The sequence below is a fragment of the Spirillospora sp. CA-294931 genome (assembly GCF_050946795.1).
Lineage (GTDB): Bacteria > Actinomycetota > Actinomycetes > Streptosporangiales > Streptosporangiaceae > Spirillospora.
Genome location: NZ_CP192006.1, coordinates 8,178,481 through 8,203,103 on the forward strand (window position 1 = coordinate 8,178,481; position 24,623 = coordinate 8,203,103).

Here is a 24,623-nt window from a genome sequence, read left to right on the forward strand (position 1 = left end):
GACGGGCGGAGCGTAAGCCACGCAGGGCGGCGCCTTCCAAGGGCCCCCGAGCCACAAGGAACCCATCCCCACCTGGGCGACTCTTCGTCGTTCAGGCGCCCCTTGGCGCCCGCCCGCAGCCGCGTAGGGCCAGCAGAGGCCCACGCCCAGTGACGGAAGGTGGAGTCGATGACGATCCACCAGGAAGACCTCCGGCAACTCCAGCAGCAGCAAGACGAGCGGGGCCGCACGGACTCGGGGCTCGCGGTCGGCGAGGGCCGCATGGGTCAGCTCGTCCCGAGTCTCCGCATCGAGAGCGCCGCCGCGTCCTCGCTCCAGGCCGCGCCGCGCGCGGTGCCGATCCCGGTCCCGCCGGTCGCGGGCCACCGGTTCCTGATCTACAAGCAGGACCCGACCGTCACCCAGCTCGGCGTCCGGCTGACCTACGTCCCGACGGTGGTGCTCAACGGCCCGGCCGACGCGCGCCTGACCACCAGCCTCGCGGGCGTCACCCCGGTCGCGCGCAATGCCGGCGGCGACTTCGTCTTCACGGCGAACTCGCCGCAGTTCGACTGCGCCCACACCTTCGCGGTCGTGCGGCAGGCCCTGTCGATGTACGAGCGCCACAACGGCGGCAACCCGATCCCGTTCGCCTGGAACGTCGGCGGCAACACCGACCGGCTGACGGTGAACCCGCGCGCGGGCGTCGGCGCCAACGCGTTCTACAGCCGCACCGGCAAGGCGCTGAGCTTCCTGCACTTCGTGCCGCAGGGCCAGCCGCCGGCCAACGTCGTGTTCACCTGCCGCTCGTTCGACATCGTCGCGCACGAGACCGGGCACGCGATCCTGGACGGGCTCAAGCCCGGCTGGCTGGGCGCGGGCAACAACCCGCAGACCGGCGGCCTGCACGAGTCGTTCGGCGACATCACGGCCATCTTCCTGGCGCTGGCCCAGCCGGACCAGGCCGAGGCCCTGGTGGCGCTCACCAAGGCCAACCTGCACGACAAGTCGTTCCTGCCCGCGGTGGCCGAGGAGTTCGGCAAGGCGCTCGGGCTCCCGTTCGGCCTGCGCAACGCCGACAACGACCTGAAGCTCAGCGAGGTCAGCAACCAGGTGCACGCGATCTCGCAGGTGTTCACCGGCGCGGTCTACGACATCCTCGCCGACGTCCACGTGTTCGAGATGGCCAGGCAGCGGCGCACCAAGGACCCGGCGGTCGTGCTGATCGAGGTCGCGCACGCGCTGTGCAAGCTGGTCTTCGACGCGATCGTCGCCGCGCCCGCGGTCGGCGCCAAGTACGTCGACGTGGCCAACAAGATGCTCCAGATCTCGGCGGGACGCGGCGACCCGGCGATCTACCGGACCTTCATCCGCAACCGCTTCGCCGTCCGCGAGATCACGCTGGCCGCGACCCCGCTGCGCGACCTGATGAGCGGGCAGATGAACATGACCGACGCCGACTACACCGGGGACGGGCAGGACGTCACCGAGCTGGAGGCGGCCGACGAGCACTCGGCCAGCCTGCGCGCCGAGCAGGACCGCTCGCGGTGCTGCGGCACCATGCAGATGCCCGAGTACCAGGTCGTCGACGCGCGGAAGCTGGAGAAGCGCGGCGAGCTGGGCAACGACGACATCCTCCGGCACGAGATCGACGAGCTCCGCCGGGCCTTCGACAAGTAAGGGGCCGCGAACCCGGTCGTCGTGCCCGTTCGCGGGCATGACGACCGGGGAGGCGAACAGACATGCGCGTGAAGATCGAGAGCATCGGCGGCATCGCGGGGCGCGCGGTGACGGTGGGCAGCTACGACACCGGCGACCTGGCCCCGGACGAGGCGCGGCGCGTCCGGGAGGCGGTGGACGCGGTGGCGTCGGGCCGGGCCCGGGACGGCGCGGACGAGATCGGCGCCGACCTGCCCGCCTACCGCGTCACGGTGGACGGCGACCGGGTCTACGAGGTGCGGGGCGACCCCGCCGCCGCCCCGCTCAGCGACCTGCTCCGCTGACCCGCCCCTAGGCCTTGCGGAAGTCGTGGGCGGCCTCGGCGGCGGCCGCGACCGCGGCGAGGTCCGCCCCCGTCGCGGCCATGGACGCCGCCGCGACGGCGCCCTCGACCAGGGGCGCGTCGGCGAAGGCGACCGGGCCCTCGGCGTCCTCGACGAACAGCTTGGCCGTCATGACCGAGCTGCCGATGTCGGCCAGCAGCACGACCCCGTCGCCCCGGTCGGCGGCGCGTGCGGCGCGCTCGACCCGCTCGAGGCTGGTGCCGAGGCCGCCGTCGGCGTCGCCGCCCGCGGGCTCGACCGCGGCCTCGCCCATGCCCATGACCCGGGCGACCTCGGCGACGCCTTCGGCCAGCACCGCGCTGTGCGCGATCACCACGATCCCGACCACGCTCACTCCCCCGAGGCGACGTCGGACAGGGCCCGGACGATCAGCGCGGTGGAGGCCGCGCCGGGGTCCATGTGCCCGGCGCTGCGCTCGCCCAGGTAGCTGGCGCGTCCCTTGCGGGCGGTGAGCGGGACGGTCGCGTCGGCGCCCTGGGCGGCGGCCTCGGCGGCGGCGCGGGCACAGGAGGCCAGGTCGCCACCGCCCTCCAGGGTCCGCTCGTAGGCGGCGACGGCGGGCGCCAGCGCGTCGACCATCGTCTTGTCGCCCTCCTCGGCCTTGCCCAGCTCGCGGACGCCGTCGAGGGCCGCGCGCAGTGCCGCGCCCAGGTTCGCCGCGCCGATCTCCGGGGCGTCGCCCAGGGACTTCCCGGCACGGCGCAGGGCCGTCCCGTAAAGGGGGCCGGACGCGCCGCCGGTCTTGGACACGATGGCCCGCCCGGCCGCGAGCAGGACCTTGCCCGGCGGGACGTCGCCGGGCAGCGCGGCGACGGCGGCGGAGAACCCGCGTTCGAGGTTGAGCCCGTGGTCGCCGTCCCCGATCGCGGCGTCCAGGCGGGTCAGGCGCTCGGCGTCGGTGGTGACCAGCGCCGCGGCGCGGCGGATCCAGGCGTCGGCGTTCATCGGCCCCACCGCAGCGCCGGGGTCTCGACCGGGGCGTCCCACAGGCGCGCCAGCTCCGGCGTGAGGCGGCACACCGAGATCATGCAGCCCGCCATCTCCAGGCTCGTCACGAAGCCGCCGACCAGCCGCCGCGACACCGAGGCGCCGTGGCCGTCGAGCCAGTCGGCGGCCGCCGCGTAGGCCACGTACTGCTCGATCAGCGGGGTGCCGCCCATGCCGTTCACCAGGACCAGCAGCTCCGACCCGGCCAGCGGCATGTCGGCGTCGATGGCGGTGAGGGCGGCGTCCACGATGGCGGTGGCCGTCGCGGCCTTGGCGCGTTCCCGTCCGGGCTCGCCGTGGATGCCGATGCCGAGCTCGATCTCGTCCTCGCCGAGCTCGAAGGTGGGCCGCCCGGCCGCCGGGACGGTGCACGGCGACAGCGCCACGCCGAACGAGCGCGACCGCTGGCCGACCTCGCGCGCGACGGCGGCCACGGCGTCGAGCCCGGCGCCCTCCTCGGCCAGCGCCCCGGCGATCTTCTCGACGAACAGGGTGGCGCCGGTGCCCCGGCGGCCCGCGGTGAACGTGCTGTCCTCGACGGCCACGTCGTCGGCGACCACGACCGAGGCGACCTCGATGCCCTCGTCCTCGGCCAGCTCGGCGGCCATCTGGAAGTTCAGCACGTCGCCGGTGTAGTTCTTGACGACGTGCAGGACGCCCGCGCCGCCGTTCACCGCCATGGTCGCGGCGAGGATCTGGTCGGGGACGGGCGAGGTGAACACCTCGCCGGGCGCGGCCGCGTCGAGCATCCCGTGCCCGACGAAGCCCGCGTGCAGCGGTTCGTGCCCCGATCCGCCGCCGGACACCAGGCCCACCTTGCCGGGACGCGGCGCGTCCGCGCGGGTGACCGTCCGGGACTCGTGGTCGACCCGCAGCGACGGGTGGGCGGCGGCCAGGCCGCGCAACGCGTCGCCGACCACGTCCGACGGGGCGTTGATGAGTTTGCGCATGTATCCACACCTACCCCGCAATCCGAACCCCGCCAAGAGCATCCGGACCGGTGCCGTGCGGAACCGATCGGCTCCGGGCCGCTTATGGTGGAGATCGTGGCGAAAGTTCTGGACGACTCAGAAGTGCGCAAGGTCCTGGCCGTGATGGCCCATCCCGACGATGTCGACTTCTCCTCGGCGGGCACCGTGGCCGGGTGGACCGACCGCGGCGTCGAGGTCGTCTACCTCATGGTGACCGACGGCGACGCGGGCGGCTTCGACGACGCCGTCGACCGGGCCGACATCGCGCCGCTGCGCCGGGAGGAGCAGCGCGCCGCCGCCAAGTGCGCGGGCGTCGACGACGTGCGGTTCCTCGGCTACCCGGACGGGAGGGTCGAGGCGACGCTCGACCTGCGCCGCGACCTGGCCCGGGTGATCCGCCAGGTCAGGCCGGACGTGCTGGTGACCAGCAGCCCGGAGCGCAACTACGAGCGGATCCATCCCAGCCATCCCGACCACAGGGCGGTGGGCTCGGCCGCGCTCGACGCCGTCTACCCCGACGCGCGCAACCCGTACGCCTTCCCCGAACTGCTGGCCGACGAGGGCCTGGCCGCCTGGACGGTCCGCGAGGTCTGGTTCAGCGGCGGCCCGACCGCCAACCACTACGTCGACGTCACCGAGCACTTCGACCGCAAGCTGGCGGCCCTGAAGGCGCACGCGAGCCAGACCGCGCACATGGGCGACGAGCTGGAGAAGATGATGCGCGGCTGGCTGGGCTTCAACGCCTCCCGCGCGGAACTTCCCGAGGGACGTCTCGCCGAGGCCTTCCACGTGATCGGCACCGCCTGAGATCATCGCGGCATGGCCAAGATCCTGCTGGACTGCGACACCGGCATCGACGACGCGCTCATGCTGCTCTACCTGGCTTCCCTCGTCCGCTCGGGCGAGGCGGAGCTGGTCGCCGTGGGAACGGTCCACGGGAATGTCGACCCGCACAGCGGCGCCCTCAACACCCTGCGCGTCCTGGAGCTGGCCGGCATCGGCGGCGTCGGCGTCCCGGTGGCGGCGGGGGCCGGACGGCCGATGGCGCAGGACGTCCACTACGCCGTCGACTGGCACGGCCGCGACGGCCTCGGCGAGACGAACCTGCCCGCGCCGCGGGGCGCGCCGACCGGCGAGCCCGCCGCCGCACAGCTCGTCCGGCTGGCGCGCGCCCACCCGGGAGAGTTGACGCTGCTGGCGACAGGGCCGCTCACCAACCTCGGCGCGGCGCTGCTGCTCGACCCCGAACTGCCCGCGCTGCTGCGCGAGGTGATCGTCATGGGCGGCGCGTTCGACCACCCCGGCAACATCACCACCCACGCCGAGGCCAACATCTGGCACGACCCCGAGGCCGCCGACCTGGTGTTCGCCGCCGACTGGCCGGTCGTCCTGGTGCCGCTGGACGCCACCCACCCGACGGCCGTGGGCGACGCCTGGCTGGACGAGCTGGCCGGGCACGACTCCGACGCCGCCCGGTTCGCCACCCGCGTCCTGGAGTTCTACGTGGACGCCTACACCCCGACGCTCAAGCGCCGCGGCGCGGTCGTGCACGACGCGCTGGCCGCGATGCTGATCATGGAGCCGGGGCTGGCGGAGTACGTCGAACGTCCCGTCCGGGTGGAGCTGCGCGGCGAGCTGACCCGGGGCGCCACGGTCTGGGACGCCAGGTCGCTGCCCGCCGACGACCACCGCCGTCCGGTCCGGGTGGCCGTCGGAGGCGATGTCGCCGGGTTCCAGAACCGCCTGCTCGCGTCAGTCGTGTCCCTGTAGATCGGTACGTTCGGGTCAAGAGTGCCCACAGGTGGCCGATCACCTTGTCCTCTGCGTCACGGCCTGGCTACGGTGCGATCGATCAAGCTCCCGGGGAGACCGCCATGCCGTATGAGATCGAGGCCACCGCGACCTCCGTCGCCAAGGCCGAAGTCCTGTTCAAACACCTCGCGGTGGCGGAGGCCTGGAACGAGTGGGGGTCGTTCCCCACCCGAGCGCGGCGCGTGAGCGAGGGCGAGCAGAGCCCCAACGGGGTAGGCGCGATCCGGAAGATTCCCCCGGCCCGCGAGAAGGTCGTGGAGTACGACCCGCCCGGCCACTACGCCTACGTCGCGCTGTCGGGGCTGCCGGTGCGCGACTACCGGGCCGTGGTCGACTTCGAAGACCAGGGCACCTCGTCCCTGGTCCGCTGGCACGCGCGGTTCGACCCGCTGATCCCCGGCACCGGGCCGCTGCTGCGCGTCTTCTTCCAGCGGATGCTGAACTCCTTCGCCCACCGCGTCGCCCGGCACGCCGAGCACTGCGAGCCGGGCTGCCCCGCCCGCCTGCCCAACGCCCTGTGAGCCGCGCTGCCGGGCGACGGCGAATCCTCGCCCGGGGGTCATCACGCCTCTCTCACCACGACCAGGGCGCGGTGGCGGGCGGGCTCGTCGATCTCGTCGAGCAGGGCGATCGCGAAGTCGTCGTAGGAGATCCGGGACGCGGGATCGCCGTGCTCGGCCACGCGGTACCGGCCGGTGCGGGGGCCGTCGTGGTCGAAGTCCCCGGCCGGGGCGACGTAGAGCCAGTCCAGGCCGGTGGCGCGCAGCTCGTCGAGACCGGCCGCGTGGCCGAGGTAGAACGCGCGGTACTCCTGCGGGTAACCGGGCTCGTCCATCAGGAGCGCGCCGGACGCGCCCGGCGTGACGGACGCCAGGCCGACCACCAGCAGGCGGCTCACGCCCGCCTTCACGAACCCTTCGCCAAGCGCGCGCGTCGCGGTGGTGAAGAAGTCATGCGGCGCCACGGTCAGGTCGACGGCCGCGGAGATGCCCGCGTCGTGCCCGGCCGCGAGCGCCGCGACGGCACGGGCGTCGGCGACGTCGCCCGCGACGAGCGTCAGCCCCTCGGCGCGCAGCGCCGTGTGCCCGGCGGGGTCGCGCACGACGGCGGTCACCTCGTGGCCCCTGCGCAGCGCCTCCAGCGCCGCGCGGCGTCCGGCCCGTCCCCCGGCACCGAAGATCACGATCTTGCCCATGGGCACCCCTCTCGCCACCGGCGGGACCCGGTGTCCCGCCGTCGGCCGGACGGTATCCGGGTGGGTGGTATCCACCCGGATACCGGATATCGTTCCCGCATGAGGGAAGCGCTGGCCCCGGACATGTTCGACGAGCTGTGCCCGTCGTCGCTCTCGCCGATCCGGTTCGGCGACAAATGGGCCGCGATGATCATCCGCTGTCTTGAGGGCGGCCCCCGCCGCTTCTCCGAGCTGCGGGTGCCGCTGCGCGGGATCACCGGCAAGGTGCTCACCAGCTCACTGCGGGGGCTCGAACGCGACGGCCTGGTCAAGCGCACGGCCCGCAAGGGGCCGCCGCCCAGCGTCGAGTACGAGCTGACCCCGCTGGGACGCAGCATGCTCGAACCCATGGCCGCCGCCTGCGCCTGGGCCGAGGAGCACTGGGACGAGCTCCTGGACGCCCGCGAGTCGTCCCCCGGCTAGGGCGGCTAGACGATCCGGCGGGCCGCCGCCCAGCGGGCCAGCTCGTGGCGGTTGGACAGCTGGAGCTTGCGCAGCACGCTGCTCATGTGGGTCTCGACCGTCTTGACCGAGATGAACAGCTCCTTGGCGATCTCCTTGTAGGCGTAGCCGCGCGCGATCAGTCGCAGCACCTCGCGCTCGCGCTGGGTGAGCTGGTCGAGCTCGGAGTCGACGGCGGGCGCGTCCGACGCGGCGAACGCGTCCAGGACGAACCCCGCCAGCCTCGGGGAGAAGACCGCGTCGCCCTCGGCCACCCGCCCGATCGCGCCGGTCAGCTCGGGCCCCGAGATCGTCTTGGTCACATAGCCGCGGGCGCCGCCCCGCACCACGCCGATCACGTCCTCGGCGGCGTCCGACACCGACAGCGCCAGGAACCGCGACTGCACGACCCCCTGGAGCCGTCGCAGCACCTCGATGCCGCCGCCGCCCGGCAGATGGACGTCCAGCAGCACCACGTCGGGCGTGGCCTGCTTGATCACCGCCACCGCCTCGTCGACGTCCCCGGCCTCGCCGACGATCTCGACCCCGTCGCCCAGCTCGGCCTTCACCCCGGTCCGGAACATCTGGTGGTCGTCGACGAGGACGACCCGCTTTTTCGCGCTCATGACTTCTTGATCTCCAAACGGACCTCGGTGCCCTCGCCGGGGGCGGTGCGGACCGTGGCTCTGCCGCCGTTGCGCTCCATACGTCCGATGATGGACCCACGGACGCCCATCCGGTCATCCGGGATGGCATCCAGGTCGAAACCCTTGCCCCGATCGCGGATGAAGATCTCCACATCGTCGCCCGCGACCTCGGCGTACACCGACACCGAGGGCGCCTCGGCGTACTTGGCGGCGTTGACCATCGCCTCGCGGGCCGCCTGGATGGTGGCCGACAGCGGGTCGTCCAGCTCGGTGTCGCCGACGCAGACCACCTCGATCGGCACGCCGTGGTCGTCCTCGACCTCGCCCGCCAGCTCGCGGATCGCGGCGGCGAAGGTCTGGTCGGGGTCGGCGCGCGGCTGGTAGAGCCAGCTGCGCAGGGTGCGCTCCTGCGAGCGGGCCAGCCGCTGCACCTCGCGCGGGTCGCCCGCGTTCCGCTGGATGAGGGTCAGGGTGTGGAGCACCGAGTCATGGACGTGGGCGGCCAGCTCCGCGCGTTCCTGCGAGCGGATGCGCTCGTGGCGCTCGGCCTCGAGGTCCTGCCAGAGCCGCACCACCCAGGGCGTGGCGATCAGCGCGAGCCCGGTCAGGATGATCAGCGTGGTGATGATGACCGAACGGGCCTCGCCGACGTTCACCCGCTGCGCCACGAAGCCGCCGATGCCCCCGACCACCAGCAGCAGGCCGAGCAGGCTGCGCAGCCAGACCTGGCGCAGCGGGACCACCCACCGCTGCCGCTGGTCGCGGTCGGCCTGCTGCCACAGGATCGCCGCGCCGACGCCGCCCGCGATGAACGGCCACAGCGCCACCTGGAGCATCCCGGCGCCCCAGCTCAGCGACGACAGCCCGGCGGTGACGGCCCCGTAGGCCAGCAGCTGGCCCCAGTCGCGCCGCACCCGACGCGCCGGAGGCTCCTGCGGCGCCGGAACCAGCACCCAGAACGCCACGTACGCGGCGACTCCCAGCCCCCCGGCCAGCGTGACCAGCACGAACGCGCACCTGATCGCGAAGACGTCGACGCCGAGATGGGCGGCCAGGCCGCGGCACACCCCCGCGGCGAGCCGTCCGTCCGGGCGCCGCTCCAGGCGCGCTGTGTTCATGGCCTCGCTCACAGGACGATCGTCACACGCGCGGACGCCCGGCACATCAGGGCGGTGCCCTGATCGCGCGAGGTTTTCCTCAGGGTCGGATCAGGGACGCCCCCGATACCGCGCCGGGGGACGGAGCGCCACCATAGGACCATGGCCGAGGACCACAGTGCGATCAGCGCAGCACCGGCGGCGGACGACGACTACCCGAGACTGGCCCGCGAACACGAGGGCCGGGTGCTGGCCGGTGTCTGCACGGGGCTGGGACGGGCGACCGGCATCGACCCGGTGGTGTTCCGGATCGGGTTCGCCGTGCTCGTCCTGGCGTCCGGGCAGGGCATCCTGCTCTACATCGCGGCGGCGCTGCTCATGCCGTCGAGCCCCGCGAACGCGTCCGTCGCCGAGAACGTGGTGCGGCGCTGGTTCGACGCCCCGGCGGTGCTGACCATCCTCGGCGCGCTGCTCGGCGCCTCCGTGCTGGTCTCGACGCTCGGCGGGATGACCGGCGACACGGTCGTCGCGCTCACGGTGTTCGGGTTGGCCCTGCTGGTGGCCCACGCGCGCGGGGTGGGCCTCGACGCCATCGCGCGGTCCGTTCCGGAGCGGCTGAAGGGTCACCCGCCGGGCGGGTGGGTGTTCTCGCCGCCGCCCGCGCCGCCCCAGGCGGCCGAGACGGGAGGCGGGCTCCGCGAGGGCATGGTCGACCTGGCCGCGTTCAGCTCGGATCGCGCGGCGCCCGCTCCCCCGGCGCCGCGGCCCGAGCCCGCCGCCGTCGCGGTCCAGGGACGCTCCGCGCTCACGCCGATCACGCTGCTGGCCGCCCTGGCCGTCGGCGCCGCCATGATCCCGGTCGCGCGCGCCCACCCCGCGGCGGACGGCTCGGCGATCGTCCTGGCCTCCGCGCTGGCCGTGGTCGGCGCCGGGCTGCTGGCGGGCGGCTGGTTCCGCGCCCGGGGCCTTGCCACCGCCGGGACGGTGCTGACGTTCGCGCTGCTCACCTCGTCGGTGGCGGGCGAGCTCCCGAGGAACGCCCGCTACGGGGAGGTCGTCTGGCGTCCGACCGACGTGACCCGTGCCCAGCAGGACCACAAGCTCGCGGTGGGCTCGGGACGGCTCGACCTGACCGCGCTCCCGCTGGCCCCCGGGCAGCGGGTCAGCGTCAACGCCGAGGTCATGGTGGGCGGCATGAAGATCACCGTCCCGCCGACGGCGCGGGTCGAGCTGGACGCGCGGATCGGGCTCGGCGACATGAAGGTGGACGGCCGCACTTACGGGGGCCCTGGAGCCGAGACCGTGGAGGTCCTGGAGCCGGTGAACACTTCGGTGAAGAATCCGCCCGTGATCGCGCTGCGCGTCCGGGCCAAGGTCGGAGAGGTGGACGTGATCCGTGGCTGAGCGACCCCGCCGCCGCTTCGACCCGGGTGGCCCGCTGACCGGGCTCTTTTTCCTGGGCGTCGCCGTGGTCTTCCTGACCGGTGTGCTGTCGGGCGATCCGGTGGCCGGACCGGAGATCCTCGGTCCCGTCCTGCTGGCCGGGCTCGGCGTGATCGGCATCATCCGCGTGCTCACCCGGGGACGGCGTCGAAACCTCCGTTGAGGGTGATGAGGGACACAGTCCACCAAGGAACTACATTTCCCCCCATTGCGGTTGACTATAGGCGTGAGGTTCACCGAGAAGAGCGTCATGCTCGTCGCCAGGCTGCACGTTGATCTGTGCCGCCTCGCCAGCGTGCTGTGTCACGCCTGAGCACACCTCGCTGACCCTCTTTTCCCTGTTCCCACCCGTCGCGCGCCCTCTTCGGCGTGCGCGGGTGCTCTGTGAATCCCCGGAGAACCTCTCGTGTCCTTGCGCGTCTGGAAATGGCAGTTCTGGCAGCAGATCGTGCTCGCCCTGGTGCTCGGCGTGGTCGCCGGCGCCCTGATCAACAATCTCGGTGACGGCGAGAAGATCGCCGAGGACTGGCTCGACCCGTTCGGCGGCGTCTACACCAGCCTGCTCAAGGTGGTCGTCGTCCCGCTGGTGTTCACCGCGATCGTGGTGAGCGTCGGCCGGTTGCGCGGCGTCGGCGGCGTGGCCCGGCTCACCGGCAAGACCCTCGGCTGGTTCGTGATCACCTCGGCGCTCGCCACGGCCGTCGGCCTCGCGGTGGCGCTGCTGGTCCAGCCCGGCGAGGGCCTGGGCAAGCTGGCCACCGAGTCGGCCGAGACCGAGGAGGTCACCTGGACGCAGATCCTGGAGAACCTCTTCCCGTCCAACATCATCAAGGCGATGGCCGAGGGCAACGTGCTCGGCGTGGTCACGTTCGCGGTGATCTTCGGTGCGGCCCTGGTCGCGATCGGCGAGCGCGGCGAGCGCCTCACCTCCCTGATCGACGACCTCTACCTGGCCATCCAGAAGGTCGTGTGGTGGGTCGTCCTGCTCACCCCGATCGGCTCGTTCTTCCTCATCGCCTCGGTGGTGGCCACCTACGGGCCGTCCTCGCTCCAGCCGCTGGCCAAGTTCACCGGGGCCATCTACCTGGCCGTCGCGATCGTGCTGCTGGTGGTCTACCCGGTGCTGCTGCGGGTGTTCGGCCGTGTCTCGCCGTTGCAGTTCTTCCGCAACACCTGGCCCGCGCTGCAGTTCGCGTTCGTGTCGTCGTCGTCCCTGGCCACGCTCCCGATTGCGCAGCGCGTCTCCATCGAGCGCAACGGCGTCAGCCGCGACTACGCCAGCTTCGCCCAGCCGCTGTGCGCCACGATCAAGTTCGACGGCTGCGGCGCGATCTACCCGGCGGTCGCGGCGGTCTTCGTCGCCCAGTACATGAACATCGACCTGGGCCTGAGCGACTACGCCCTGATCGCCCTGGCCGCGGTGATCGGCCAGCTCGGCACCGGCGGCACCCCCGGCCCGGCCCTGGTCGCGCTGACGCTCACCCTCACCACCGTGGGCCTGCCGCTGGAGGCCGTCGGCTACCTGATCGCCATCGACAAGGTGATCGACATGGCCAGGACGGCGCTGAACGTGGCCGGGCAGCTCACCGTCCCGGTGCTGGTCGCCCGCTCGGAGGACCTGCTGGACGACGACGTCTTCAACGACACCCCGGCCGACCTGACCGGTCCGGAGCCCGCGCGCAAGCCCGATCCAGAGCCCGTCCCCGCCTGACACGGAAACGACGAAACGCCCGGAAGACCCCGGGGCGTTTCTCGTTGTCTCTAGGCGGAGGCGTGCAGGGTCACCGCGTAGGCGGGACCGAGGTTGACCAGCTCGCGGGCGGTGGCGCCGCCGCGCACCTGGACGCGGCTGCCGCGCAGGGGCCGCTCGGTCACGCCGTCGCCGTCGATGGTGACCTCGGCGAGCTCGCCCGCGACGACCGCGCTGACCTCGGGGCCCTCGACGCCCGACCGGTGCCCCGGGGGCCAGACCATGAGCCAGACCCCCTCGTCCAGCGGGACGCGCACGGGCTCGTCACCGAACGTGACCAGATGCCACCAGTCACCGGGACGCGTCACCAACCGCCGGACGCGCGAGGCGAGCTGCCCCACCGTCGGGGGACGCGGAGCCACCGGACGTCCGTGGGGGTCGTCCTGGCCGCGCATGGCGAGGTCGGGAACCATGTCGAGGTTCACAGAAAGAGTCCTTCGAGTGTTGTGACAGAGGCCGGATCGAACGATCAGCGACAACAACACGAGGGACAGGGCGCACAACCCACGCGGCCCTGGGCCGCCGGGGTGGAGGAGAACTCTCGCGCCGACATGGAGTCTAGGAGACACTCAGTCACACTGCGTTGTCAAGTCGGACACCGGCCGATCGAGGACGTTCATGACACCGACACGGAGCCGCGAGAGCATACGCGCGAGTTTCCGGTGAAGGGAGTCATCAATGGACAGGCGAAGTGTTCTGCGCGGCGGCCTGGCGGTGGGAGGCGGCGCCGCCCTCGGCCTGGTCAACGGCGGACCGGCCGCGGCGGCCCTGGTCCGCTCGGGACGCCCCAAGCTGACGCACGGCATCCAGAGCGGCGACGTCACCGCGCACGAGGCGGTCGTCTGGGCCCGTTCCGACAGCCCCGCCCGCATGCTGGTCGAGCTGAGCCGCCGTCCGGACTTCAAGGGCGCCCACCGGGTGCGCGGGCCGTGGCTCTCGCCGAACAGCGACCTCACGGGCAAGACGTTCCTGCGCGGGCTCCCCGCCGGTGAGGAGATCCACTACCGGGTGACGCTCGAAGGCCACAAGACGCTCTCCGAGGGTGAGGCGGGCGTCCTGCGCACCGCGCCCCGCACGGCCCAGGACATCTCGTTCGTCTGGTCGGGCGACCTGGCGGGCCAGGGCTGGGGCATCAACCAGGAGTTCGGCGGCTACCGCATCTTCAAGGCGATGGGCGCGCTCGACCCGCACTTCTTCCTGTGCAGCGGCGACTTCATCTACGCCGACGGCCCGCTCAGCGAGACGGTGAAGCTGCCCGACGGCCGCGTCTGGCGCAACCTGGTCACGCCCGAGAAGACCAAGGTCGCCGAGACGCTGGCCGAGTACCGCGGCCAGTTCCGCTACAACCTGCACGACGCCAACCTGCGCGCGTTCAACGCCAAGGTGCCGCTGATCTACCAGTGGGACGACCACGAGGTGGTGAACAACTGGTACCCCGGCGAGATCCTCGAACTCCCGCAGTACACCGAGAAGCGCGTCGACGTGCTGGCCGCCCGCGCCCGCCAGGCGATGTTCGAGTACAACCCGATCGCGGCCAAGGACCCGCGCAACGGCCGCGTGTACCGCAAGCTCTCCTACGGGCCGCTGCTGGACGTCTTCGTCCTGGACATGCGCACCTACAAGGACGCCAACGGCGCCAACAACAGCCCGACGCACAAGGACGGCGTCCTGGGCGCCGAGCAGCTCGCCTGGCTCAAGCGCGAGCTGCGCCGCTCCAAGGCGACCTGGAAGGTGATGGCCGCCGACCTGCCCATCGGGCTGATCGTCCCGGACGGCACCGCGTTCGAGGGCATCGCCCAGGGCGACAACGGCGCGCCGCTGGGCCGCGAGCGCGAGATCGCCGACCTGCTGTCGTTCGCCAAGAAGCAGAAGGTCCGCAACATGGTCTGGCTGACGGCCGACGTCCACTCGACGGCCGCGCACTACTACGACCCGGCCAAGGCCGCCTTCAAGGACTTCGACCCGTTCTGGGAGTTCGTCTCGGGTCCCCTCAACGCGGGGGCCTTCGCGCTGAGCCCCCTGGAGTCGACCTTCGGCCCCGAGCGTCCCTTCGGCGTCGGCGCGCCCGCCCCCAACACCTCCCCGGCGGGCGGCTACCAGTTCTTCGGCCAGGTGGAGATCGACGCGGCGTCCCACCGCCTGACCGTCACCCTGCGCGACATCGACGGCAAGGCCCTCTACACCAAGCCGCTGACCCCGGCCCTCTGACGCGCGAATGCCCCGCCTCCCGGGGAAGGCGGGGCATTCGCGTTCGGTTCAGGCCAGCTTGTCGGCCAGGTCGTCGACCAACGCCCAGGCGGCCCACCAGTTGAGGCTGGTGGCCTCCTGGAGGCGCCGGGTGGCGCGGTCCTTGTGACCGTCGCGCAGCAGCCCGGACAGCTCGGCGTGGAGCTGCGGGGCCTCGGCGGCGAGGTTCGCCAGGGCCTCGTCCGCCGTTTCGGGGAGGCGGCCGTCGCGGACGAGCACGGCCAGGGTGGCGGGCGCGGTGTCGCTGGACAGCAGGGTGTTGCGGCCCAGGAAGCGCAGCGCCTTGTCGTATTTGGCGTCGTTGTAGAGGGCGAGCGCCTTCTCCTGGTCCTTGGGCGAGACCCAGACCAGCTTTCCGGAGAGCGCGATCATCCGCAGTTGTCCCTGATGCCGCTGATGCCGAGGAGCTCGCCGCCGATGGAGGCGATGCCGGCGCCGGCCTGCTCGACGGCCTTGTCCTTGTTGCCCTTGGCCCAGGAGATGATCCCCTCGGCGACCTTCTTCGCGCCCTTGGCCTTGATCAGGGCCTTGATCTTCAGCAGCTTGGCGGCGGGGAACGCCGCCGAGCCGACGGCGACCAGGATGGCGCCGACGCACTTGGTCACCTGCCAGAAGCCGCGCGGCTCGATGGGCGGGTGATCGTCCAGGTACTGCTGGACGGCTGCGTCTCCTTGGGCGAAGACCTCGTCGGGCACCGCGGCGAGCGCCTCCAGCTGGCGGGCGAGGGCGTCCACGCTCGCCTGCTCGGACGGCTCCGGCTGGACGGAACCGGCCGGGGCGGCGGGGGCCGCGCTGACGGTCGTGCTGGACAGGCCGAGTGCGGCGGCGCAGAGCATCGCGACGATGATGGCGCGCTTGGGCATGCGATTGGTCCTTTGGTCGGCGGGGTTGTTCCCTCTAGGGGAAGGCCATGCGGACGATCATGGGGGAATGATCACGCGAAATCAAACCAAAGCCGACAAAAGCCAGCAAAAAGCACTAAGGGGCATCGGACGTTCGCCGAGGGTAGCTTTCCCCCTCTCGGCGGCCAGGGTCGCAAACCGGCCACTTTCGGGTCTGGTACGTGAAAGAAGCTCGTCATACGTTCCAGACGAGACGTCCCTGGGAGCAGCCAATGCCACGAATCAGCGTCGAGGTCGACGGGGTCACCTACGAGGACGACGTCGAACCGCGCCTCCTGCTCGTCCACTACCTGCGCGACCGGTTGGGGAAGGTCGGCACCCCGGTCGGCTGCGACACCTCCAACTGCGGGGCCTGCACCGTCCTGCTGGACGGCGCGAGCGTCAAGAGCTGCTCGCTGCTGGCCGTCCAGGCCGACGGACGGGGAGTGACCACCGTCGAGGGACTCGCGAACGGGGCCCTGCATCCGATGCAGGAGGCGTTCCACCAGGAGCACGCCCTGCAGTGCGGCTTCTGCACCCCAGGCATGATCATGGCCTCGATCGACCTGCTGCGCGACAACGCCGACCCCTCGGACGAGGAGATCCGCGCGGGCCTCGAAGGCAATCTGTGCAGGTGCACGGGCTACCAGAACATCGTGCGCGCGGTGCGCCGGGCCTCGCGCGAGGTGACGCCATGACCGAGGTGGGCAGCCCGCGGCTCCGCAGCGAGGACGCGCGCCTGGTCACCGGCCGCACCCGGTGGACCGACAACCTCCAGCTCCCGGGCCTGCTGCACGTGGCGTTCCTGCGCAGCCCCCACGCCCACGCGCGGATCACCGGCGTGGACACCGAGGCGGCCGAGGGGCGCCCGGGCGTCGTCGCCGTGCTCACCGGCGCCGACTTCGCGGCCGAGCAGGGCAGCCTGCCGTGCGCCTGGCCCGTCACCGACGACATCCTGATCCCCGACCACCCGCCGATGGCCGTGCGCGACGTGCGGTACGCGGGCGAGCCGGTGGCGTGCGTGGTGGCGCGGGACCGGTACGCCGCCGCCGACGCGCTGGAGGACATCGACATCGACTACGCGCCGCTGCCCGCGGTCATGGACATGGAACGGGCGCTCGGCCAGGACGCCGAGCCCGTCCACGCCGAACTCGGCACCAACCGGTGCTACCGGCTCGCCACCGAGCACGGCGACGTCGAGGCCGCGTTCCGCGACGCCCCCGTGACGATCGAGCGGCGCTACGTCCAGCAGCGGCTGATCCCGTCGGCGATGGAGCCCAGGGCCGTCGTCTGCGCGCCCGAGGGCGATGAGTTCACGCTGTGGTCGGCCACCCAGGTGCCGCACATCCTGCGGCTGATGCTGTCGGCCGTGACCGAGATCCCCGAGCACCGGCTCCGCGTCATCGCGCCGGACGTGGGCGGCGGCTTCGGCTCCAAGCTCCAGGTCTACGGCGAGGAGGTGCTGGCGCTGCTGCTGGCGCGCAGGCTCGGACGTCCCGTCAAGTGGACGGAGTCGCGCAGCGAGGGCAACATGACCGTCCACCACGGCCGCGACCAGATCCAGCGGCTCGCGCTCGCCGCCGAGGGCGACGGGCGCCTGCGCGGCCTCAAGGTCGACCTGCTGTCGGACATGGGCGCCTACCTGATGCTGCTCACACCGGGCATCGCGACGCTGGGCGCCCCGATGTTCAACGGCATCTACAAGATGGACGCGTACTCGTTCGCCTGCACCGGGGTGTTCACGACCAAGACCCCCACCGACGCCTACCGGGGCGCCGGACGCCCCGAGGCCACGTTCGGGATCGAGCGGCTCATGGACGAGCTGGCCGCCGAGCTCGGCCTCGACCCGATCGAGGTGCGCCGCCGCAACTGGATCACCCGCGAGGAGTTCCCCTACACGACCGTCACCGGGCTGACCTACGACTCGGGCGACTACGAGGCCGCGACCGACAAGGCCCTGGCCATGTTCGAGTACGACAAGCTGCGCGCCGAGCAGGCCGACCGGGTGGAGCGCGGCGACACCGTCCGGCTGGGCATCGGAGTGTCGACCTACACCGAGATGTGCGGGCTGGCGCCCTCGCGGGCGCTGCGCGACGTCCGGTCCAAGGCGGGCGGCTGGGAGCACGCGACCGTCCGGGTCCTGGGCTCGGGCAAGGTCGAGGTCGTCACCGGGACGACGCCGCACGGCCAGGGCCACGCGACGGCGTGGGCGCAGATCGCGTCCGACGCGCTCGGGGTGCCGTTCGACGACGTGAAGGTGCTCAGCGGCGACACGCTCGTCGCTCCCCGGGGCTGGGACACCTACGGTTCCAGGTCGTTGACGATCGGGGGCGTCGCCGTCCAGCAGGCATGCGAGAAGGTGGTGGAGAAGGCGCGGACGGTGGCCGCGCACCTGCTCGAAGCGGCCGAGGGCGACCTGGAGTACTCCGGTGGCGCGTTCGCGGTGAAGGGCGTGTCGGGGACGTCGCTGACCCTGGCCGACGTGGCGGGCGCGACGCTGACGGCGCACGAGTTCCCCGAGGGCGTCGAGCCCTCGCTCGACTCGGACGCCACGTTCGACCCCGAGAACTTCTCCTTCCCGCACGGGACGCACCTGTGCGCCGCCGAGGTCGACACCGCGACCGGCCTGGTGCGCCTGCGCTCCTACGTCGCGGTGGACGACGTCGGCTCGGTCGTCAACCCGCTGATCGTGGAGGGGCAGGTGCACGGCGGGCTGGCGCAGGGCATCGCACAGGCACTGTACGAAGAGGCGGTGTACGACGACGACGGCAACCTCACGACCAGCACGCTGGCCGACTACCTGGTGCCGTCCGCCGCCGACCTGCCCGAGTTCACCACCGGCAGGACCGAGACCCCGGCCACCTCCAACCCGCTGGGCGCCAAGGGCGTCGGCGAGGCCGGGACGATCGCCTCGACCCCGGCCGTGGTGAACGCGATCGTCGACGCGCTGCGCCCATTCGGGGTGCGGGACGTCCCGATGCCGTGCACGCCCGAACGGGTGTGGCGCGCCGTGCGAGGAGGCCAGGGATGATCCCCCCGTCGTTCGACTACGTGCGTCCCGCCACCGTGGACGACGCGGTGTCCGCGCTGGCCGACGCGGGCGAGGAGGGCAAGGTCCTGGCGGGCGGGCAGAGCCTGGTGCCGCTGCTGCGGCTGCGCCTGGCCTACCCCGAGACGCTGATCGACCTGGACCGGCTGGACGTCCTGCGCGAGATCCGCGACGACGGCGGCGCGCTGAGCATCGGCGCGATGGCCACGCACCACCAGGTCGTCCGCGACCCGCTGGTCCGCGCGCACGCGCCGCTGATCGCCCAGGCGGCGGCGACGGTCGCCGACCCGGCCGTCCGGCATCGCGGGACGTTCGGCGGCAGCCTCGCCCACGCCGACCCGGCGGGCGACCTGCCCGCCGTCGCGCTGGCGCTGGACGCGGTGTTCCACACCCGCTCGGCGCGCGGCGAGCGGGAGATACCGGCGCGCGCGTTCTTCGTCGACTGGATGACGTCCGCGCTGGAGCCGGACGAGCTGCTGCTGTCGGTCCGCGTCCCCAAGCTCGGGCCGGGCTGGGGCGCGCACTACGAGAAGTTCCACCGCACCGCGCAGGCATGGGCGGTCGTCGGCGTCGCGTGCGCCGTGCGGCGTGAACGGGGCGCGATCGAGGACGCCAGGATCGCGCTGACCAACATGGGCCCGGCGCCCGTGCGGGCCTCCTCGGCCGAGGAGTTCGTGGCGGGACGCTCGGTCTCCGAGGACGCGTTCCGGGCGGCGTCCGAGCGGGCCGCCGAGGGCACCTCGCCCCCAGGTGACCTGCACGGTTCACCCGAGTACCGGACGCACCTGGCGCGGGTGCTGACCGCCCGCGCGCTGACGGCGGCGGCCTCGATCCGTCCGGAGTCGTGATCATGTGGCCGGGCGCGCTCGCCCCCGCGCCCGGCCACATGGTCACCCCGGCCCGTCTGGCGGCAGCACGGGCGGCGGTCGTAAGGTCGCCTGCAAGCCCCCCGAGGACAAGGACCGCACACATGGAGCTCGACCACGATTTCGCCGTGCCGGTACCCGTGGAAGAGGCCTGGCCGGTGCTGCTCGACGTGGAGCGCGTGGCACGGTGCATGCCCGGCGCGACGCTCGACTCGGTCGACGACGAGGAGTACAAGGGACGCCTGCGGGTGAAGGTCGGCGCCATGACCGTCACCTACCGGGGCTCGGCGCGCATCGTCGCGGCCGACCCCGCGTCCCGCACCGTCACGATCGAGGCCGCCGCCAAGGAGGCCAGAGGCCCCGGCACGGCGAACGCGACCGTCCAGGCCCGGCTGCACGACGACGACGGCACCACGCGCGTCACCGTGCACACCAAGTTGAACGTCACCGGCCGTCCCGCGCAGTTCGGCCGCGGCATCCTGGCCGAGGTCGGCGCCAGGCTCATCACCCGCTTCGCCAAGGCCCTGGCCACCGAGCTGGAGACCCCGACCGAGCCGGCACCCGCGGTGGAGGAACCGGCTCCGCCGGTCGTGCCGCAGCAGCGCACGGCCAGCGAGGCCGAGTCGACGACCGGCGCACCGCCCGTGGCGGCGCCGGTCGGGCGGCACGCCGACGACGAAGCGATCGACCTGCTGGAGGTGGCGGGCCCGTCGCTGGTCAAGCGCGCCGTCCCGGCGGCCGTGGCGGCGCTGGTCGCGTTGTTCCTGCTGCGCGCGCTGGTCCGCCGGCGCCGGAGCGCGAACGGGTGATCAAATCCGGGTCAACGATCCGGACGCGACCGGCGGCGTCGGTGGCGCGGGCACCCGCCCATCGCGTCCGCTGGCCTGGTGGACGCGATCGAGATCCAGCGGGTGGCCGGGATCGAGGACGGCAACTGGTGGTACCGCGAGCGGCGGTCGATCGTCGCCCGTGAGCTGCGCCGGATCGCCGTGCCCGGACGCGCCGTCGACATCGGGGCGGGCTGCGGCGGCAACACGCGGGTGCTGGCCGAGCACGACTGGGACGCCACCGCGATCGACATCGCCGGGTCCGCGGTCGACACCTGCCTGAGCCGCGGCCTGGCCGCCTACGAGGGCGACGCCCGCTACCTGCCGCTGCCGTCCGGCGTGTACGACCTGGCGCTGGCGATGAACGTCCTGGAGCACATCGACGACCATCGCGCGGCGGCGGCCGAGATCGCGCGGGTGCTGCGGCCCGGCGGCGAGGCGCTGATCGCGGTGCCCGCCGACATGGCGCTGTGGTCGGCCCGCGACGTGGCGCTCGGCCGGGTCCGGCGCTACGACCGTCCGGCGCTGGGCGCGCTGGTCGAGGGCGCGGGCCTGCGGCTCGACCGGTTGTGGAGCTGGAACGTCCTGCTGCGCCCGGTCGTCCGCTGGCGCCGTCACCGCGCGGCCTGCCCGGAGGACCTGGCGCACGTCCGTCCGGCCGTCAACGAGGGGCTGCGCCTGCTCAGCGCCCTGGAGCGGCGCCTCCCCCTGAAGTCCTGGCCGGGCGTGACGCTGATCGCGCACGCCCACCTGCCCGTCTGACGGCGGAAATCTGGATGCGTGGACGCGCTAGCGCAGGTCGACGAGGGTGGGGCGCGGGTGCGGCACCGGGTCCTGGGAGACCGCCTTGCGGACGGACTCGGGCACGCGCCCGTACGCGCGGGCGAGCCGCCAGAAGCGGTAGACCAGCACGAGCTCGAAGAGCAGCAGCAGCGCCCCGGCGACGGCCGCCACCGGAATGATCAGGCCGGTCAGCGGGCCGACGATGAACACGGCCATCTGGAACTCGATGCCGCTGAACAGGTGCGGGCGGATCCGGTGGGCCATCAGCCGGTCGCGCACCCGCACGTAGCGCGACGGCTTCCCGGGCGCCTTGGCATGGCGCGGCCCCTGGGCCAGCGCGATGGCCTCGCGCATCTGGCCTCCCGCGCGGGCCAGCTTGGGGCCGTTCAGGTAACGCAGCATGTCCAGGGCCAGGATGGCGAAGCCGAGCCAGAGATAGGCCGCCTCACCGGTGACGGCGTACTGGCCTCCGGCCAGCGCCGCCGCGCAGCAGATGTCGCGCACCCGGTCGAGCATGAAGTCGAGCCAGCCGCCGAACGGGGACCCGTTGCCCTTCAGCCGCGCGATCTTCCCGTCGCAGCAGTCGAGGACGAACGCCACGTGGTACAGCACCGCCCCGGCCACGAGCCACAGGGCCGAGCCCTGGGCGAAGCAGCCCGCCGCCCCGATGCCCAGCAGGAACGCGGCCACCGTGATCTGGTCCGGGGTGATCGCCGTCCGGTTGGCCAGGACGCGCGTCAGCGGGACGGCCACCGGATCGACCAGCAGCACTGTCCACCACGCGTCCTTGGGCTTACGGACCGCGCACACCTCGTCGAGTGAGAACGTCGCCATGCGCTCCACAATGATGACGCCGCGTTATCGAGCGGACACGGATCGCGATTGCCGGACCATCACCTGACCCAGACTTGACCATTGTCTGGCGCGCTCGCGCGTCGGCGGACGCGTCATCCGGTTGGCTACCCGCCCTCGTTCCGAAATAACCCCCGCAGCCGCGTAAGCAGGCGGCAAAGAGCCGCGTAAGAGCGTGCGGTCCCCCATTGCGGGCACCCAACGTAGGAGGCCTGCTGCTCGGCACGGTTCGGGAGGAACGGTGGATCTGAAGGTCAGCGTGGTGGTGCCCGCCTATAACGGGGGCGTCTACATCGACGCGTGCGCGCGCTCGCTGCTGGACCAGTCGCTCGCCCCGGACGACTACGAGGTCGTCTTCGTGGACGACGGCTCGACCGACGGCACCCGTGAGCGCCTGGAGGCGGTCGCGCGCCGCCACGACCATGTCCGGCTGATCCGCGTCGACAACACCGGAGGTCCCGGCGGCCCGCGCAACCTCGGGCTCGACGCCGCGCGCGGCGAGTACGTGTACTTCCTGGACTGCGACGACTGGCTGGGCCCCGAGGCGCTGGAGCGCATGCACGCCATGGCCGCCCGCAACGGCTCGGACGTGCTCGTCGGGCGGATGGTCGGCCAGGGCGGACGGCGCGTCCCGAGGGCGATCTTCCGCCGGTCCGCCGACCGCGCCCGGATCCTGGAAGACCATCTGCTCTCCCTGCTCACCCCGCACAAGCTGTTCCGCACCGCGTTCCTGCGCGAGCACGGCCTGCGGTTCCCCGAAGGGCCCGTCCGGCTGGAGGACCACCGGTTCGTCCTGCCCGCCTACTTCAAGGCCGAGGTCATCTCCGTCCTGGCCGACTACCCGTGCTGCTACTGGGTGCAGCGGGCGGACGAGGGCAACTACTCCGCCCGCCGCTTCGACGCCGCGCACTACTTCTCCGTCGTCCGCGAGGTCCTGGACATCGTCGACGAGCATGTCGAGCCCGGCCCGGTCCGCGACCGGTTCTACGCCCACTGGCTGCGCGGCAAGATGCTGCGGCGGATGGGCGGCGGGACGCTGATGAACTACCCGCCCGACTACCGCCGCGAGCTGCACGCCGCGATCCGGGGGCTGGCCCTCGAACGGTTCACACCGCAGGTCGAGCGGCACATCCCGTGGAACCTGCGCACGCGGGCCTACCTGCTGCGCGAGGGCACCTACGAGGATCTGGAGATCCTCGCCGAGGCCGAGCGCGGCATCACCGTCCGGCCGGTGCTGCGGGCGTCCCTCACCAGCCAGTCGAGCATCGGCGTCTGGTTCTCCGCCGACTTCGTCTACCGCGACGGCCGTCCGGTCGCCTTCCGCCACGAGGACGGCCCCGACGGCAAGCACCGCGTCCTGTGGGAGCTCCCGGCCGTCCTGCCGACCCCCGTCCCGACCGAGGTGCTGGACGCCACCGCCGCGCTGCCCAGGGCCACCGTCGGGCTCCACGCCCGGCACCGCGGCAGCGGCGTCGAGGTGAGCCTGCCCACGACCGTCTCCCGTCCGTGCGAGGACCGGGGCGCCGTGACGCTCGCGGGCGAGGCCCACCTGGCGACGGCGCCCGAGGCACCCATGCCCGCGGGCACCTGGGACTTGCGCGTCCGCATGGACGTCTGCGGCTGGGGCGTCGAACGCAAGCTCGCGGGCATCCGCCTGGTCGTGACCAAGGAGGGCGAGATCCTCGTCCGGACGGGCCGCAAGGCCGCCCGCAAGCAGAGCCGCCTGCGGCGGGGCGCCCGCCGCGTCCCGGGCCTCCGCCGCGCCGTCCGCCTGGCCCGCTCGACCCGGACCCGCCTTCGCGCCTAGCGGGCGAGCGAATCCTTGAGGGCGGTGGCGAGCGACGCGAACTCGTCCGCGCGGGGGGACGTCGAGCGGAACGCGAGCCCGATGCGCCGGAAGGGGGCGGGCGCGTCGAACCGGTGCAACCGCAGGTTGGGAGCGCGGCGGGTCTCGACGGGCAGCGCGGTCTCGGGGACGAGCGTCACCCCGAGACCCCCCGACACCAGCTGGACGAGCGTGGCCAGGCTGGTGGCGTAGGTCGCCGCGCCCGCCCTGGCGCCGACCTCGCGGCAGACGTCCAGGGCCTGGTCGCGCAGGCAGTGCCCCTCGTTGAGCAGGATCACCTCCAGCTCGTTGAGCGCCTCGCGCGGCAGCGTGTCGGGCAGGTCGTAGGAGGCGGGGGCGACGAGCACGAAGTCCTCGTCGTAGAGCGTGATCTCCGTGACCCCGGAGGTCGGCGCGGGCAGCGCGAGGACGACCACGTCCAGCCGTCCGGCCAGCAGTTCGGCGACGACCGTGTCGGTCTGCTCCTCGTGCACCGAGAGCTCCAGATCGGGGAACGCGGTCGCCAGCCCCGGCAGCACGACCGGCAGCAGATAGGGCGCCACGGTCGGGATCACCCCGACCCGCAGGGGGCCGACCAGCGGCCCCCTGGCGGCGTGCACCTCCTCCACCAGCCGGTCGAGCTCGGCCAGGACGTTCTCGGCCCGGCGCGCCACCCGCTCGCCCGCCGCCGTCAGCAGGACCCTGCGCGTGGTGCGCTCGACCAGCTGGGTGTTCAACGTCTCCTCAAGCGCGGCCACCGCCCCGGACAGCGCGGGCTGGCTCATGCGCAGCGCGGCGGCGGCGTCGCGGAAATGCAGATGCTCCGCGAGCGCCAGAAAGGCCCGTAGCTGGGCCACCGTCGGTCTGCT

Annotated in this window: 28 protein-coding genes; 17 read left to right on the plus strand and 11 right to left on the minus strand. The window is 72.7% G+C overall.

Going from position 1 to position 24,623, the window contains the following annotated elements:
* Positions 1–168: 168 nt before the first annotated feature.
* Both ACQPY4_RS36915 and ACQPY4_RS36920 read left to right on the plus strand, forming a co-directional pair.
* Positions 169–1,659, plus strand: coding sequence for a hypothetical protein (locus ACQPY4_RS36915; protein ID WP_433329159.1), 1,491 nt, complete (start codon positions 169–171; stop codon positions 1,657–1,659).
* A gap of 62 nt (positions 1,660–1,721) precedes the next feature.
* Positions 1,722–1,982: a protealysin inhibitor emfourin gene (locus ACQPY4_RS36920; protein WP_433329161.1), complete on the plus strand. Its 261-nt coding sequence runs from the start codon at positions 1,722–1,724 to the stop codon at positions 1,980–1,982.
* A gap of 7 nt (positions 1,983–1,989) precedes the next feature.
* Here ACQPY4_RS36920 and ACQPY4_RS36925 read toward each other — a convergent pair whose 3' ends face one another.
* The 3 genes from ACQPY4_RS36925 to dhaK are packed head-to-tail and all read right to left on the minus strand — an operon-like array spanning position 1,990 to position 3,979.
* Entirely contained in the window at positions 1,990–2,370 is a 381-nt protein-coding gene (locus ACQPY4_RS36925) for a PTS-dependent dihydroxyacetone kinase phosphotransferase subunit DhaM (protein WP_433329163.1), read from the minus strand.
* A gap of 2 nt (positions 2,371–2,372) precedes the next feature.
* A complete protein-coding gene (gene dhaL / locus ACQPY4_RS36930) occupies positions 2,373–2,987 on the minus strand; it encodes a dihydroxyacetone kinase subunit DhaL (protein WP_433329165.1) in 615 nt (204 codons plus the stop codon).
* Positions 2,984–3,979 (minus strand): dihydroxyacetone kinase subunit DhaK, encoded by a 996-nt coding sequence (dhaK, locus tag ACQPY4_RS36935; protein ID WP_433329167.1) that lies wholly within the window; start codon positions 3,977–3,979, stop codon positions 2,984–2,986. The genes dhaL and dhaK overlap by 4 nt, the downstream gene beginning before the upstream one ends.
* Before the next feature lie 84 nt (positions 3,980–4,063).
* Between dhaK and ACQPY4_RS36940 the strand changes: the two genes are divergently transcribed.
* The 3 genes from ACQPY4_RS36940 to ACQPY4_RS36950 all read left to right on the plus strand — a co-directional run bounded on the left by ACQPY4_RS36940 (position 4,064) and on the right by ACQPY4_RS36950 (position 6,333).
* On the plus strand, positions 4,064–4,807 hold the full coding sequence (locus tag ACQPY4_RS36940; RefSeq protein WP_433329173.1) for a PIG-L deacetylase family protein: 744 nt from the start codon (positions 4,064–4,066) through the stop codon (positions 4,805–4,807).
* Between the two features lie 12 nt (positions 4,808–4,819).
* The gene (locus ACQPY4_RS36945) at positions 4,820–5,770 is read left to right on the plus strand and encodes a nucleoside hydrolase (protein ID WP_433329175.1); all 951 of its coding nucleotides are present in this window, start codon (positions 4,820–4,822) and stop codon (positions 5,768–5,770) included.
* Between the two features lie 104 nt (positions 5,771–5,874).
* Entirely contained in the window at positions 5,875–6,333 is a 459-nt protein-coding gene (locus ACQPY4_RS36950; RefSeq protein WP_433329177.1) for an SRPBCC family protein, read from the plus strand.
* 41 nt (positions 6,334–6,374) lie between these two features.
* On the opposite strand, the gene ACQPY4_RS36955 is transcribed toward ACQPY4_RS36950, so the two are convergent.
* Entirely contained in the window at positions 6,375–7,007 is a 633-nt protein-coding gene (locus ACQPY4_RS36955) for an NAD(P)-dependent oxidoreductase (RefSeq protein ID WP_433329179.1), read from the minus strand.
* A gap of 99 nt (positions 7,008–7,106) precedes the next feature.
* Between ACQPY4_RS36955 and ACQPY4_RS36960 the strand changes: the two genes are divergently transcribed.
* Entirely contained in the window at positions 7,107–7,469 is a 363-nt protein-coding gene (locus tag ACQPY4_RS36960) for a winged helix-turn-helix transcriptional regulator (protein ID WP_433329181.1), read from the plus strand.
* 5 nt (positions 7,470–7,474) lie between these two features.
* Here the strand turns inward: ACQPY4_RS36960 and ACQPY4_RS36965 are convergent, their stop codons facing one another.
* Entirely contained in the window at positions 7,475–8,113 is a 639-nt protein-coding gene (locus ACQPY4_RS36965) for a LuxR C-terminal-related transcriptional regulator (protein ID WP_433329183.1), read from the minus strand.
* On the minus strand, positions 8,110–9,264 hold the full coding sequence (locus tag ACQPY4_RS36970) for an ATP-binding protein (protein WP_433329185.1): 1,155 nt from the start codon (positions 9,262–9,264) through the stop codon (positions 8,110–8,112). The genes ACQPY4_RS36965 and ACQPY4_RS36970 overlap by 4 nt, the downstream gene beginning before the upstream one ends.
* A 129-nt stretch (positions 9,265–9,393) precedes the next feature.
* On the opposite strand from ACQPY4_RS36970, the gene ACQPY4_RS36975 reads away from it, so the two are divergent.
* From ACQPY4_RS36975 to ACQPY4_RS36990, 4 genes are all read left to right on the plus strand, one after another.
* A complete protein-coding gene (locus ACQPY4_RS36975; protein WP_433329187.1) occupies positions 9,394–10,635 on the plus strand; it encodes a PspC domain-containing protein in 1,242 nt (413 codons plus the stop codon).
* The gene (locus ACQPY4_RS36980) at positions 10,628–10,837 is read left to right on the plus strand and encodes a hypothetical protein (protein ID WP_433329189.1); all 210 of its coding nucleotides are present in this window, start codon (positions 10,628–10,630) and stop codon (positions 10,835–10,837) included. The genes ACQPY4_RS36975 and ACQPY4_RS36980 overlap by 8 nt, the downstream gene beginning before the upstream one ends.
* An 87-nt stretch (positions 10,838–10,924) precedes the next feature.
* Positions 10,925–10,987 carry a putative leader peptide gene (locus ACQPY4_RS36985; RefSeq protein WP_433339168.1) on the plus strand — a complete coding sequence of 21 codons (63 nt, stop codon included), beginning with the start codon at positions 10,925–10,927 and terminating at the stop codon, positions 10,985–10,987.
* A 93-nt stretch (positions 10,988–11,080) separates the two neighbouring features.
* Entirely contained in the window at positions 11,081–12,385 is a 1,305-nt protein-coding gene (locus ACQPY4_RS36990) for a dicarboxylate/amino acid:cation symporter (RefSeq protein WP_433329191.1), read from the plus strand.
* A gap of 50 nt (positions 12,386–12,435) precedes the next feature.
* Here ACQPY4_RS36990 and ACQPY4_RS36995 read toward each other — a convergent pair whose 3' ends face one another.
* A complete protein-coding gene (locus ACQPY4_RS36995; RefSeq protein ID WP_433329193.1) occupies positions 12,436–12,849 on the minus strand; it encodes a cysteine dioxygenase in 414 nt (137 codons plus the stop codon).
* 253 nt (positions 12,850–13,102) lie between these two features.
* Here ACQPY4_RS36995 and ACQPY4_RS37000 point away from each other — a divergent pair, with 253 nt between their 5' ends.
* Complete coding sequence (locus tag ACQPY4_RS37000) at positions 13,103–14,632, plus strand: alkaline phosphatase D family protein (protein ID WP_433329195.1); 1,530 nt, start codon at positions 13,103–13,105, stop codon at positions 14,630–14,632.
* Positions 14,633–14,680: 48 nt separating this feature from the next.
* Here the strand turns inward: ACQPY4_RS37000 and ACQPY4_RS37005 are convergent, their stop codons facing one another.
* A complete protein-coding gene (locus ACQPY4_RS37005; RefSeq protein WP_433329197.1) occupies positions 14,681–15,043 on the minus strand; it encodes a hypothetical protein in 363 nt (120 codons plus the stop codon).
* Complete coding sequence (locus ACQPY4_RS37010; protein ID WP_433329199.1) at positions 15,040–15,534, minus strand: hypothetical protein; 495 nt, start codon at positions 15,532–15,534, stop codon at positions 15,040–15,042. The genes ACQPY4_RS37005 and ACQPY4_RS37010 overlap by 4 nt, the downstream gene beginning before the upstream one ends.
* A 251-nt stretch (positions 15,535–15,785) precedes the next feature.
* On the opposite strand from ACQPY4_RS37010, the gene ACQPY4_RS37015 reads away from it, so the two are divergent.
* The 5 genes from ACQPY4_RS37015 to ACQPY4_RS37035 all read left to right on the plus strand — a co-directional run bounded on the left by ACQPY4_RS37015 (position 15,786) and on the right by ACQPY4_RS37035 (position 21,056).
* The gene (locus tag ACQPY4_RS37015) at positions 15,786–16,250 is read left to right on the plus strand and encodes a (2Fe-2S)-binding protein (protein WP_433329201.1); all 465 of its coding nucleotides are present in this window, start codon (positions 15,786–15,788) and stop codon (positions 16,248–16,250) included.
* Entirely contained in the window at positions 16,247–18,583 is a 2,337-nt protein-coding gene (locus ACQPY4_RS37020; protein WP_433329203.1) for a xanthine dehydrogenase family protein molybdopterin-binding subunit, read from the plus strand. The genes ACQPY4_RS37015 and ACQPY4_RS37020 overlap by 4 nt, the downstream gene beginning before the upstream one ends.
* Positions 18,580–19,449 carry an FAD binding domain-containing protein gene (locus ACQPY4_RS37025; protein WP_433329205.1) on the plus strand — a complete coding sequence of 290 codons (870 nt, stop codon included), beginning with the start codon at positions 18,580–18,582 and terminating at the stop codon, positions 19,447–19,449. Before ACQPY4_RS37020 ends, ACQPY4_RS37025 begins: the two co-directional genes overlap by 4 nt.
* Before the next feature lie 122 nt (positions 19,450–19,571).
* Positions 19,572–20,276: an SRPBCC family protein gene (locus tag ACQPY4_RS37030; RefSeq protein WP_433329207.1), complete on the plus strand. Its 705-nt coding sequence runs from the start codon at positions 19,572–19,574 to the stop codon at positions 20,274–20,276.
* Between the two features lie 78 nt (positions 20,277–20,354).
* Positions 20,355–21,056: a class I SAM-dependent methyltransferase gene (locus ACQPY4_RS37035; RefSeq protein WP_433329209.1), complete on the plus strand. Its 702-nt coding sequence runs from the start codon at positions 20,355–20,357 to the stop codon at positions 21,054–21,056.
* A 27-nt stretch (positions 21,057–21,083) separates the two neighbouring features.
* Here the strand turns inward: ACQPY4_RS37035 and ACQPY4_RS37040 are convergent, their stop codons facing one another.
* Positions 21,084–21,911, minus strand: a complete 828-nt coding sequence (locus ACQPY4_RS37040) for a CDP-alcohol phosphatidyltransferase family protein (RefSeq protein WP_433329211.1) — start codon at positions 21,909–21,911, stop codon at positions 21,084–21,086.
* Positions 21,912–22,170: 259 nt separating this feature from the next.
* Here ACQPY4_RS37040 and ACQPY4_RS37045 point away from each other — a divergent pair, with 259 nt between their 5' ends.
* Entirely contained in the window at positions 22,171–23,736 is a 1,566-nt protein-coding gene (locus ACQPY4_RS37045; RefSeq protein WP_433329213.1) for a glycosyltransferase family 2 protein, read from the plus strand.
* Here the strand turns inward: ACQPY4_RS37045 and ACQPY4_RS37050 are convergent.
* A complete protein-coding gene (locus tag ACQPY4_RS37050) occupies positions 23,733–24,611 on the minus strand; it encodes a LysR substrate-binding domain-containing protein (protein WP_433329215.1) in 879 nt (292 codons plus the stop codon). The two genes, ACQPY4_RS37045 and ACQPY4_RS37050, sit on opposite strands and share 4 nt — an antisense overlap.
* Positions 24,612–24,623 lie beyond the last annotated feature (12 nt).

Bases quoted from the DNA above. Each gene is read 5' to 3' on its own strand.
- ACQPY4_RS36915 (WP_433329159.1), top strand. From the start codon at position 169: ATGACGATCCACCAGGAAGACCTCCGGCAACTCCAGCAGCAGCAAGAC.
- ACQPY4_RS36920 (WP_433329161.1), top strand. From the start codon at position 1,722: ATGCGCGTGAAGATCGAGAGCATCGGCGGCATCGCGGGGCGCGCGGTG.
- dhaL (WP_433329165.1), bottom strand. From the start codon at position 2,987: ATGAACGCCGACGCCTGGATCCGCCGCGCCGCGGCGCTGGTCACCACC.
- dhaK (WP_433329167.1), bottom strand. From the start codon at position 3,979: ATGCGCAAACTCATCAACGCCCCGTCGGACGTGGTCGGCGACGCGTTG.
- ACQPY4_RS36940 (WP_433329173.1), top strand. From the start codon at position 4,064: ATGGTGGAGATCGTGGCGAAAGTTCTGGACGACTCAGAAGTGCGCAAG.
- ACQPY4_RS36945 (WP_433329175.1), top strand. From the start codon at position 4,820: ATGGCCAAGATCCTGCTGGACTGCGACACCGGCATCGACGACGCGCTC.
- ACQPY4_RS36950 (WP_433329177.1), top strand. From the start codon at position 5,875: ATGCCGTATGAGATCGAGGCCACCGCGACCTCCGTCGCCAAGGCCGAA.
- ACQPY4_RS36955 (WP_433329179.1), bottom strand. From the start codon at position 7,007: ATGGGCAAGATCGTGATCTTCGGTGCCGGGGGACGGGCCGGACGCCGC.
- ACQPY4_RS36960 (WP_433329181.1), top strand. From the start codon at position 7,107: ATGAGGGAAGCGCTGGCCCCGGACATGTTCGACGAGCTGTGCCCGTCG.
- ACQPY4_RS36965 (WP_433329183.1), bottom strand. From the start codon at position 8,113: ATGAGCGCGAAAAAGCGGGTCGTCCTCGTCGACGACCACCAGATGTTC.
- ACQPY4_RS36975 (WP_433329187.1), top strand. From the start codon at position 9,394: ATGGCCGAGGACCACAGTGCGATCAGCGCAGCACCGGCGGCGGACGAC.
- ACQPY4_RS37000 (WP_433329195.1), top strand. From the start codon at position 13,103: ATGGACAGGCGAAGTGTTCTGCGCGGCGGCCTGGCGGTGGGAGGCGGC.
- ACQPY4_RS37005 (WP_433329197.1), bottom strand. From the start codon at position 15,043: ATGATCGCGCTCTCCGGAAAGCTGGTCTGGGTCTCGCCCAAGGACCAG.
- ACQPY4_RS37010 (WP_433329199.1), bottom strand. From the start codon at position 15,534: ATGCCCAAGCGCGCCATCATCGTCGCGATGCTCTGCGCCGCCGCACTC.
- ACQPY4_RS37015 (WP_433329201.1), top strand. From the start codon at position 15,786: ATGCCACGAATCAGCGTCGAGGTCGACGGGGTCACCTACGAGGACGAC.
- ACQPY4_RS37020 (WP_433329203.1), top strand. From the start codon at position 16,247: ATGACCGAGGTGGGCAGCCCGCGGCTCCGCAGCGAGGACGCGCGCCTG.
- ACQPY4_RS37025 (WP_433329205.1), top strand. From the start codon at position 18,580: ATGATCCCCCCGTCGTTCGACTACGTGCGTCCCGCCACCGTGGACGAC.
- ACQPY4_RS37030 (WP_433329207.1), top strand. From the start codon at position 19,572: ATGGAGCTCGACCACGATTTCGCCGTGCCGGTACCCGTGGAAGAGGCC.
- ACQPY4_RS37040 (WP_433329211.1), bottom strand. From the start codon at position 21,911: ATGGCGACGTTCTCACTCGACGAGGTGTGCGCGGTCCGTAAGCCCAAG.